Origin of the sequence: Chamaesiphon sp., assembly GCF_041737865.1 — a bacterium.
In the GTDB taxonomy this organism is placed as follows: Bacteria; Cyanobacteriota; Cyanobacteriia; order Cyanobacteriales; family Chamaesiphonaceae; genus Chamaesiphon.
Map to the genome: position 1 here is coordinate 1 of NZ_JBGSQZ010000153.1, position 10,772 is coordinate 10,772.

Below are 10,772 nucleotides of genomic sequence, written 5' to 3' on the forward strand. Positions count from 1 at the left end.
AAATTACTACACCCTAGCATACTGCTTAGGGTACCCAGATCGATGGATCTAATTATCAAAAGAACGGGCAAACGGTCTTATCGGATATTCTACCACAACAACACGAGTTCTGTGATGTTGTGGTAAAATAGTAGATAATTACCAAAAAAATGGAGCTAACGATTGTGGTGCGAGTCCCGACAGATAGATCGCCATCCCATCCAGGCGATATACTGCTTAAAGAATTTTTGGAACCAATGGGCTTGACTCAAACAGAGCTAGCCAACGCCATTGGCGTTTCTTATCAACGGATTAACGAAGTTGTCAATGGCAAACGGGGGATTACACTGAGCACATCCTTACGACTAGGTAAATTTTTCAATGTCTCCAGCGACTTTTGGATGAACCTGCAACTGCGATGGGATCTCTATTATGTCGCACGAACTGAAGCTCAATCCTTAGAAAAAATCAAAGTACATCCAGCGGCTACAAATAATTCTCGCGAGTAATTACAGTATTAATTAGCTCCTTACTACGATTGCGACTATCAACAATAAAAATTAAATCCACAAATGACGCATCGAGTGGAACGCCACTCACCCAACATGGAAATTGGTAGCGAGGATTGCAGTTATTGATTAAATAATTAACAATTCCAAATACTACTGCTTTGCCCTTACCAATCCGAGTTAACTCTAAATGTTCACGAGCGATCTCTAGATCCGATAGCCAATTAAAAATCATTGGCTCCCAATTATCATCGCGGATTTTAAGAACATTAGATCGAAAGTGGCGATCCATCATCGTGAGACAGCCTAGCGACTGCTCGTGCTGTCTGCGGATGCCTAGATCCACAATTGCTGCTTGACGAGAGAGATCGTAGACTAACTGAAATCTAGGATGATTTTCAAGTTCATGAGTTCTCATTTCTAAATAAGCAACTCCACCATTATCTCCCCAAAAGTCCATGACGACGAATGCTCCATTGCCCGAAATTATGCGGCGGCAATGTTCCGTTTGCTTGGATGAAATTATGGATTTACCAAAGTTAGGATCTAGCTTTTTTCGTCTACGTGCATCACCCATAAATTAGTTCTCTAACTTTCTACATATACTATTATACCCAAGATAGCTTTACTAATTAATAGATATATATTGGCTAAAATGTTCTAGACTGAAAGTATTTATAACGCGAACTCAAAGTGATGAAATATCAACTAGAGGGCATTACTCACCAGCCGCTAGGCAACTACCTAGCTGGACTGGGAGTAATGTCGATTGTGGAACGTTACATCGATCCTAATGCCCAATTTCACTGGATCGGATTAGAATTCTGGGTTGAAACTATAGTCCCTCAGTCTCAACTAGTCCCCAAAATCCTCTCCAGATTAGAAGCCAGCCCATTGTTCACACCTTGGAATGCCTCATGTGGGATCGCGATCGACAAATCAACTGGCAATCTCAGCTATACCGACTCGATCGAACAGATGATGGAATCGGACTCTTGGCGAACCGACAATATCCGCGCCCTCATCCCTCAATTCCGGCAATTAATCAATGAAGCCAAAGTAGCTACAAAATCGGGTTACACCTATCCCAAAGACCGCGAGAAAGAAACATTCATCCTCAACTGCCTAGATTCAATTTCCGACGATCGCTGGCAAAGTTGGGCAAATACCGTCATTGTCCCCGTCGATAGCTATGGACAAATCTCCATCAAATATCCAAAACTACTCGGCACGATGGGAAACATCGGTGCGGTAGACATTGCCGAAAATTACCATACCGCTTTTGGACTCCTCTTCGATCCCGATGGCGACCCGACAGATATCGCCGATAAATGTTTTGCTCAGATAATTTTTAACGTCCCATCCGAGCACAAAATTCAAAGCGGCAGCGTCAAAGGCATCCATCTATTCCCGCATCAAGACTTTAACCTCGACCGCGCCCGTTCCCAGAATTACGACTATCCCCCTTCTGGTGTCGGCTCTACTGCAACTATCAACCCCGCAGCCGTCCTCCTAGCCACCGAAGGATTGCTCACCTTCGGCGGACTTTGCACCCCCTTAACACCAAACGATCGACCGACTGGACGCAGCGTTGCTAAATATTCATTAGCAGTTGCAACCACCGGAGCCACGATCGATTTAGTCTCACTTGACGAGCGCAAAAATCATTGTGAAGAATATTTTCTTCCCCTGTGGACACAACCACACACCCACTCCTTACTCACTTTCAACCTATTCACTTCCCCATTAGCTACCGCACCCCAATTTTATCTCCAAGCGCAAATCTATGATGCCACCGACTATATCACCGCACTCAGAGCCTGGGCAACTACCAATTGCCTTGCGGGTAAATTTGCTAGATATGCCCTATTGACGCGCAAGTCCCGCTTTGACAATTTTGCAATTTTACTAGAGGTGTTAGATCTTAGCTTAGATGCACCCAGGGCACTCCAAGGTATCGATCTCGCCGCCGACCTAGACGCTTACCGCTTAGATATTCGCGCCCTAGCCAAGTCTCCCAAAACTCCCAATCTAGCTCAAGCTATGTGCTACGATTTCGATCGCTTATTCGACAAATTCACAATCGGTAAAGCTACGCACTCCGATCTACTCCTAGCATTAGGTAAAATAGCGCGATATCTCCCCCCGCGACCGCTGCGGTTTGACTGGGTTAAAGCTGCCCTCGCCGAGTCAAATTGTGCCGAATTTCGGTTGGCAGTCACACTTAACAGTTGTGGCATCCCGATCGATCCGATGGAGTTTCAAGCAGCAGATCCGATCGGATTATTACTAAAAATTCAAGCTCACTGGACGATCGCCGCACAGAGAGGACAAGCATATTACCTAACTCCCCACCGGATTTTTGCTTCATTTGCGGATATTTTGACTTTCATCCGCGACGACACTTTTAACGACCGCAAATTTATCGCTTGGATTTGGGGGCTAAAATGTGTCAACTTTAATATCAACAAAAATCAACTGTTAAATTTTACAGATTCTTATGCCACAATTTCACATTTACCTGTACTGTATAGGGTTGCAGCTATCCACCTCAAAGAATTTACTTATCGACAATCTCCAGTAGCTCGCGTAGCCAGTAATGGTGACTTGCAAACGCCCATAGCTCAATTAAAAGGTACGGGTATACAACTTTCCTCCATCCTCAACTCAAGATTCACAGCAGATAAACGAGCTGCTTCCGCTTTGGCATTCCCAATTGGAGATTGGCATAAGAAATTACTGGTGAGAAGTCTGCGCCAAAAAGCATTCCCCCGACGTAGTAAAAATGAAACTTGACTTTATCAATTCTGATGCCAACACGGAAATCGACATTACCCTGACTGTCCGAGGGCTATTCAACGCCAGTACATTTCCCAACGTCGGACAACTGATTTATCACGATGGTACTTGCGACTGTCTAGTCCTCGATTCATTTGCATCGGTCACTAATATGTTAGAGGGGACGATTCAACTCCCAGGCACCCAGCAGCCAATTTTCGACGGATTACCACATATTAAGATGGTCGATAGCTCAGATCGCTATTTGTCAACATCAATTATTTTGCCGCATCGATTGGCATCAGGCTATTTACTTAAAAATAAAACTGCGATGTTACATAATGCGCGGTTTAGCGAAACAATTCAGCAAGAAATTATTACAAGCGGATTACACATTACAGTCTTAAAATATTGCCCGATGTCCTTACTGCACGGTGTCTGGTTCTCCCAAATTGAAGGACATTATAAAATTGCTAAATCGATCGGGGGATCGTTAATTGCGATCGATGTCCGCGAAGCTCTAGTGGGTGGATTGCTGCGAGATCGGGTGTGGAGTAATGCCGCAACCCTTAACTTAAATAACTTTGATTCTGAGGCAGGTAAAGCATCTGAGCTAGGGATCGGCATGATTCCTCATAATACTAAAAGATTTTCATGCGATCGCGTAGAAGGCTATTTCCAGATTAGCAACCTTCAAATCGATGCCTACCCAATTCCCGATCTAGGCAAACGCCTAATTACAGCCTTGGCAACTTATGAAATTTTAAAATTCATCGAAACCGTCCCAATTCATCGCGTCGATTGTAGTTTAAAAGTAATCGACGTGCAGTTAAATCAGCCGCTCAAGGTTGGAGAAATCGAGCTGAATCGCTCTGCTGACGCGAAAAAGATTGTTGAAGATTTATTGTTAGAATGCCGTAAAGATGGCATCATTGGAGATGTTGAAACGGTCAAAATCACCCTCGATCGTAAACCTCCAAAAGCCAAAGATAAACCTACTACTCCGACCAGAAAATCCCCACACAATGCTGACGATTCAGATCGATCTCAATAGCCGTTCTTACGGCGCGTGTCCTTGGGATCGCGCCCATATCGAAGGAGCAATCGAGCAAGTACCATCGCCAACCCGAATTTTAAGAGCAATTTTACACGGAGCTTTTTCAAGTGGCGTTGGCGAGCATCCTGCAATTAGGTTATTACTCGAAAAACTAGCTAATACGCTACCTATTTACTATATTCCCGATGGCAATTATATCCCCCTCCAAAAACATCGACCAGACCAAACAGGAACAGTAAAGCTTTATCAGCCAGGTAAATTGTTATCCGAGCCATACTTCCGCTATCCCCCTGAGACATTTTTTTTAGTCGGATGGGAAAGTCTAGAACTGGCACCCTCTGAATTGAATCTGCTCAAAAGTTGTTTACGGCACTGTCATTATCTGGGCAGATCCGAGCATCTGGCAACCTGGAAAATTGTGAGCCAACCCGATCGATTCAACTGCTATCCAGATCGATCGGGTACCGAGACAGTACAATGCGTTCGGTCGTCAGCGATCGATTCTCTCTATGCCTCGCCTGGAATGCGTAACGCTCGCCTAAAATCGCCTAATTTCCCAGGATTTTATCAAGTGACTTACCACATCAAACGCACTATTCCGAATGTCTTTCCAAATCGAGAAGTCGCCTTTGATACCGTCGTCCTGGCACTCGATCGACCACTACCCGCCCCTGCTGCAATATATTGGTGCGATCTGCTCCACAAAGCATTAGTTAGAACATCACCAACCACAGCGATCTTTGGAAATGGGGATTTAAAAATTACACCCGTATACGATGATGTCGGCTGTTTCCAGAAATTGCTACTATACTGTGCCAAGGGCTTGAGTGAATTCGAGCTGAGTAAAATTGCGGCTGTCGATCGACTCGAAGGTCGATCGAGACTTAGCTTAATGGTCACAGACACCTATCAAGCGGTAACTACCAGCCAGAAGATGCACTGGATGAGCCACGCTCCCTTTTTCATGCCCCTGCTACCATCGCTAAAATTTGGGCGAAACGGGCGGATTCGGAATACTGGCTACCGCTGCTTACCTAATACCAACTTCACCCGCAATGGAGCAACACACCAAGCCCTAAAATTCTTCCTGAAAGAGTGCGGTATTCAAGAAAAAGCAATTGCTTACGTGCAAGATGGCAATTGGTTACTGGCGATCGCCGATGACGAGCAAATTGCCGCATGTAGGGCAATAGAGTGGACAGATTACGCCCAGTGGCACACAGAACGATTTTCTGGTACCCAGTTCGAGCGGATGCAGCCGCCAGTAAACATCGGTTATCGGCTCTCAATTTTGTCATCACTACCCGTCCGTGGCGGATTATCCCTTGGCTATGGTAAAAACTTCGGACTTGGTGTATTATGTTGTACAGCCCAGTCGATTGTTGCTGGTAATCCCATTGAAGTTCCCCGATTGTCGAGGAGACTTGTTGAAAGTTGACACTTAATTATTATCTATGTACTTAGTAGAACATAGATCTTTCCTCGAAACCGAGGAGATCCGTTGAAACAAAGGATACAACTAATCCACAGGCTACTTGCGCGTAGCTACTAATTCCTCGATTACGAGGAGAATAATCAATAACACCAGTTCTTTTGAGAGCTGGTGTTATTTTTAGGGGGTTTATTAATTTTATGTTGATGAAATTAGTTTTACGTTGACGAAACTCTGTTTGAGTGCTTTAATAGATGTATTGACAATACGGTTCGGTTAATGCAAAATTGCTAAGTTTGGCTAATGAAACAATGCGGCATCTAACCCATTCGGCTGTATCACGGAGAGCTTATCCGAACCGTATTGGATGTATTGAGTGAAAATAATATGCCAGAGGGAAAGAATAAAGGGGGAAGAAAAAATACCCACATCGGTCTAATTCAACGGCGGTTAGATATTTGGCTTACTCCACTAGAATCGGCTATTTTTGACACTATCAAGAATCGCGGCGAGTATTTCGCTGATGGTGTCCGGCAAGGCATTAACTATCAGCAAACCGTAAAACAAACTATATCAGAGGGAAAAATGGTGCAAGTTACAAGTCCAGTTAAAAGTCAAAATAGCAGTACTCATAGTAGAGGGATGGTAACAATTGTCGTTTCCTCACTAGCTGGGGGGCAAGGTAAGACTACAGTATCCATGTTGCTGGGACTATTACTAGCACGGGCTGGTCATCCGACGTTGCTAGTGGATGCCGATCCACAGCATAGCCTTACCGATTGGATTGCTGGCGCACCTGCTCATGATGCCCCAACATTGCTAGAATGCCTAACTAATAAAGTACCAGTGCAAGATTGCATCTATCCATTAGACATCGATCCCAACTTATTTCTAATTCCATCAGACGATCAGCTAGACAACGTACAGGACTACCTAGCTAGTAGCGGCATGGGGGCGATGCTGCTGAAAAAGCGACTAGAGCCGATGGCTACAGCTTTTGAATACTGTATTATCGACGCGCCACCCCAACGGTCGCAAATCTCACTGACAGTAATTGGGGCTGGAGATCTCATTGTAGTTCCAGTTGAAGCTTCAGTTAAAGGGTACGGTTCGCTGATCCGCACCATCGACCTCATCAAAAATCTCCAAATCAATGGAGCTACGACCGCTCAGATCGTTGGGGTCATACCCTTTCGAGATAGATTTGTCGGCAACAATCAAACAACTAGCAGTAAAGAAAGCATCGATGCGATGCGTGACGAGGTTGGCAGTGCGCTGGTGCTATCTTCAATCGTCGAATCCGAACGGTACAAGCAAGCAATCAATCAACGTAAGACCCTTACCGAAATCGGCTATCCCGATCTCGAACATCCGCTCAAAGATCTAGCCTCTAAAATTAACTTAGCTGTAGGGAATTAATAACAATGGTTGATGACAGTGTACTCGCAAGTTTACGTGCTAGTCGATCGCGTCCGACAGTTGAAGTTAGATCTGACAGTTTAATCCCCACTCCAGTTGAAAACATCGATATTAAAGTTCTCCAAGCTCGAATTACCGAACTGGAGAAGGTGCAGCCGACAACCCGATTAGATCCCCGCATTCTCGTTCGATCGCCTTACCAACCGCGAAAATATTTCGATCCGGTCAAAAGAGCACAGCTAACCGCTAGTATTAAAGAATTTGGCGTACTGGAAAACCTCATCGTGCGTTTGGTTGGTGACATTCATGAGATTGTTGCTGGTGAATGTCGCCAGATTTCAGCAGTCGAAGCCGACCGAATTGATGTTCCTGTTGTAGTAATGGAATTGTCCGATCGAGATGCGCGACGAATTGCTCTAGCCGAAAACCTAGTCAGACAAGATCTCAATGCCATTGAAGAAACATGGGCAATTTTGAACTTACTCGCGATCGAACTATCGGTCGATTCCCATGAGGCAGTCAAATCCATCCTTTACTCTCTAGATAACGTCGAACGGGGTAAAACCTCTACTAATAACGTTATTAGTAAATCGGAGCAGTTTGGAGAGATTGTGAGGCAAGTGCTGGATCTGAACCTAAAGTCGATGTCTTTGGTATCATTTATTCGCAACCGTTTACCACTAATCGACCTTCCCGACGATATCTCTGATGCGATTGCCAAAGGGTTAGAGTACACCAAGGCAAAGGCAATCGCCAGGATTAACGACTCAGCCCAAAGAGCTGATTTGCTCAGGATGGCAATCGAAACTGAAATGCCGCTGACTGAGATTAAAAAGCAGGTCAAAAGCATCATGTCACCATCCGATTTAGATCCATCCGTAATTACTCCGCCAGTCCGACTAAAATCGATCGTCAAACAAATTGTCAGCTCCAAACTTTGGCAAGCAGACCAGCACAAATGGAGCCAAATCGAATCATTATTAGCTCAGATTGAACTATTGTCAAAAAGCTAATTTTAACCTTCTCGCGTAATTCCCCGTCCGTCTACACGGCAGGGATGTAAGCGAGGCGAGTGACGAGCAACTTCTAGGACTTAGGAGTATCCTGAGATTTGATGTGCTCTTTGACTACTTCTAAAGGCGCACCCCCAACTGAAATAATGCAGTAAGCATCAGTCCAAAAACTCGGATCTTCTTTCTTCCAATAAAATTGCTTGAGATGTTGCTCGAACTCCTTTCTAACAATCCTACTAGATGCTGACTTGAGTGAACTAATCAATTGAGAAATGTTGTTATCAGGATGAGCATCAACCAGTAGATGTACGTGATTTTCTTCACCACTGAATTCAACCAATTTGATAATGCTTTTACGCAGAGCTACTTACAGACTTTATCCTACTCAAGAGGTGAGTAGAATATTGCGCTACCATCGCCGACTTCACAAGGAATTGTATAATTCTGCGGTTTGCGAACGTAAAGTGGCGTATCAAAAATTTGGCAAATCGGTTTCTTACTTCGACCAGCAGAATAACTTACCAGCATTCAAGGAGGTGTGGACAGAGTATAAAAACATCAATTCTCAAGCATTGCAAGCGACTATTAAGCGTGTAGACTTTGCTTTTTGCCGATTCTTCAAAGGCTTGACCAAATACCCTAAATTCAAGTCTATCCGTAATTACTCAGGCTGGAGTTATCCTTCTTTTACGGGATGGAAAGCGCACAGCATTGGAGATAACGGATATTTAGAGTTGGCTAAAATCGGACAAATCCAGATGCGTGGTAAAGCTAGGCTTTGGGGCACCCCTAAAGCATTAGATATCATTTATCGGAATGGCAAATGGTATGCTTCAATTGTTTTAGGAATTGACGAAATTCTCCTCAAAAATAGTCGGCAGACTACCGATAGTGTTGTTGCTATCGATCTAGGTTGCCAAGATGCAATTGCTTGGTCGAATGGAACTATTGATGGTTTGGTAGCTGCTCCAAGATTTTTGAGGAAAGCCGAACTGGAAATCAAGAGATTGAGTAGAAGAAAGCGGCGTAAGCGTTCGCCTAATTACAAGAAGAGAGTCAAGGCTTCTAGAAGATGGAAACAAGCTCAAAAGCAGATTGGTAAGATTTATCGAAAGGTAGCCAATCAACGTCAGAATTGGGTTCATCAAGAGACTACACAAATTGTTAGCTGTAATAGCGTGGTAGTCACTGAAAAACTAGAAGTCAAAAAGATAAGTGCTAAAGCCAAAAAAGGCAGACGCAAGAAGCAAAAAGCTGGTCTAAATAAATCAATTCTTGATGTCGGGATGGGAATGATTAGAAGTTCTCTTATAGCTAAATTGGACGATGTAAGTGGCTTATTTGCTGAGGCACCAACTCGGCAAATCAAACCATCACAAACTTGTCCTAAATGCGGACATCAGAAAAAGAAAACTTTAGACCAGCGTATTCATGAATGCGAGTCGTGCGGATACATCCAGCAGCGCGATATCGCATCCTGCGAGGTCTTGTTACTTTGGTATTCAAACAATCTGTCGGAGTTAGGAACTAGCTTCGTAGATGCAGATGGCACTAGCTCTACTTCACGCACCCGTAATCGCAAGACTGCGGGAAGCATGAAGCAACTAGGTCAGTTGAAGCGTCAAAAATCAACTCTTATAGGGCTGGATGCAGAAACCAGCTCTTCAACGAAGTAAGGGCTGGTAGTTCATGAAACAGATTAAAAGCATGATGGCAACACCCGCAGATGTAGTAGTAACCACTCCACCAGCCCGTCTAAAATCGATCGTCAGGCAAATTATTGGCTCCAAAATTTGGGAGCAAGACCAACATAAATGGAGCCAAATCGAATCACTATTGGCTCAGATTGAAACTTTGTCAAAATGATGACATTCGATCGAAACTTGACCCTCACTGCGGCGATCGTCGATTGCCGCTGTGAACGACAACGTAGACACGGCGAAAACCGACCAGAAGAAAGTATAAAATATCGGGGTATAATGGAGTATAACGTACCCATCCCCAACCGTGAAATATCTCTCTCCAAATCAAGTTTACAAACAATTTGGATATCACCCGAAAACTACAGCAGACTGGGCAGATGCGGGTAAAATCCCCTGCATTCGCTCCCCTGGCGGTCATCGCCGCTATCCCGAATCAGCATTTATCGATGGCTCGACGAATTCTCCAGTCGATCGATTGCCCACACCAGTCAATTTGCACAAAGAGCGGGTGTTGTACGTTAGAGTCAGCAGCCCCGATCGATCGAAAGATCTTGAGTCACAAATAGAATTATTAGGTAAAATCTATCCTGGCTGTCGCATTGTCCAAGATATCGCCAGTGGCATGAACTGGCAGCGAACGGGATTTTTAAAGCTGATGACTCAAGTATCTGAAGGTAACATAGCTGAGATCGTGGTATGGTACAAAGATCGGCTGTGTAGATTTGGATTTGACTTTGTAGAGTGGTTTTGCAACCTGCACTCCTGTAAAATTATTGTTGTCGATAATGCGAAGATCTCTTCACATGAGGAGTCGCTCCAAGATCTGATGAGCATCATGCACTGTTTTAGCTACCCAGATGGGAATCCCCACACCATAGCGTA

General features: G+C 44.3%; 11 protein-coding genes. 9 read left to right on the forward strand and 2 right to left on the reverse strand.

All coding sequences use genetic code 11. The features are described from left to right. The first annotated feature begins 149 nt into the window (after positions 1-149). Entirely contained in the window at positions 150-488 is a 339-nt protein-coding gene (locus ACEW9J_RS11790; protein ID WP_373545314.1) for a HigA family addiction module antitoxin, read from the forward strand. Here ACEW9J_RS11790 and ACEW9J_RS11795 read toward each other — a convergent pair. Continuing rightward, positions 466-1,065, reverse strand: coding sequence for a hypothetical protein (locus ACEW9J_RS11795; protein WP_373545315.1), 600 nt, complete (start codon positions 1,063-1,065; stop codon positions 466-468). The genes ACEW9J_RS11790 and ACEW9J_RS11795 overlap by 23 nt on opposite strands. 119 nt (positions 1,066-1,184) lie before the next feature. On the opposite strand from ACEW9J_RS11795, the gene ACEW9J_RS11800 reads away from it, so the two are divergent. The 5 genes from ACEW9J_RS11800 to ACEW9J_RS11820 all read left to right on the forward strand — a co-directional run bounded on the left by ACEW9J_RS11800 (position 1,185) and on the right by ACEW9J_RS11820 (position 8,187). After that, entirely contained in the window at positions 1,185-3,284 is a 2,100-nt protein-coding gene (locus ACEW9J_RS11800; RefSeq protein ID WP_373545316.1) for a hypothetical protein, read from the forward strand. After that, entirely contained in the window at positions 3,274-4,320 is a 1,047-nt protein-coding gene (locus ACEW9J_RS11805) for a type I-U CRISPR-associated protein Cas7 (protein WP_373545317.1), read from the forward strand. The genes ACEW9J_RS11800 and ACEW9J_RS11805 overlap by 11 nt, the downstream gene beginning before the upstream one ends. Next, positions 4,292-5,761, forward strand: a complete 1,470-nt coding sequence (locus ACEW9J_RS11810) for a hypothetical protein (RefSeq protein ID WP_373545318.1) — start codon at positions 4,292-4,294, stop codon at positions 5,759-5,761. The genes ACEW9J_RS11805 and ACEW9J_RS11810 overlap by 29 nt, the downstream gene beginning before the upstream one ends. 381 nt (positions 5,762-6,142) lie before the next feature. Next, positions 6,143-7,174, forward strand: coding sequence for a ParA family protein (locus ACEW9J_RS11815; protein ID WP_373545319.1), 1,032 nt, complete (start codon positions 6,143-6,145; stop codon positions 7,172-7,174). 5 nt (positions 7,175-7,179) lie between these two features. Continuing rightward, a complete protein-coding gene (locus ACEW9J_RS11820; RefSeq protein ID WP_373545320.1) occupies positions 7,180-8,187 on the forward strand; it encodes a ParB/RepB/Spo0J family partition protein in 1,008 nt (335 codons plus the stop codon). A gap of 73 nt (positions 8,188-8,260) precedes the next feature. Here ACEW9J_RS11820 and tnpA read toward each other — a convergent pair whose 3' ends face one another. Beyond that, positions 8,261-8,527: an IS200/IS605 family transposase gene (gene tnpA, locus ACEW9J_RS11825; RefSeq protein ID WP_373545321.1), complete on the reverse strand. Its 267-nt coding sequence runs from the start codon at positions 8,525-8,527 to the stop codon at positions 8,261-8,263. Between the two features lie 7 nt (positions 8,528-8,534). Here tnpA and ACEW9J_RS11830 point away from each other — a divergent pair, with 7 nt between their 5' ends. The 3 genes from ACEW9J_RS11830 to ACEW9J_RS11840 form a co-directional block, all read left to right on the forward strand. Then, positions 8,535-9,863 carry an RNA-guided endonuclease InsQ/TnpB family protein gene (locus ACEW9J_RS11830; RefSeq protein WP_373545322.1) on the forward strand — a complete coding sequence of 443 codons (1,329 nt, stop codon included), beginning with the start codon at positions 8,535-8,537 and terminating at the stop codon, positions 9,861-9,863. Between the two features lie 13 nt (positions 9,864-9,876). Next, positions 9,877-10,053: a hypothetical protein gene (locus ACEW9J_RS11835; protein ID WP_373545323.1), complete on the forward strand. Its 177-nt coding sequence runs from the start codon at positions 9,877-9,879 to the stop codon at positions 10,051-10,053. Between the two features lie 141 nt (positions 10,054-10,194). After that, on the forward strand, positions 10,195-10,772 hold a 578-nt coding region (locus tag ACEW9J_RS11840; protein WP_373545324.1), incomplete at its 3' end, for an IS607 family transposase.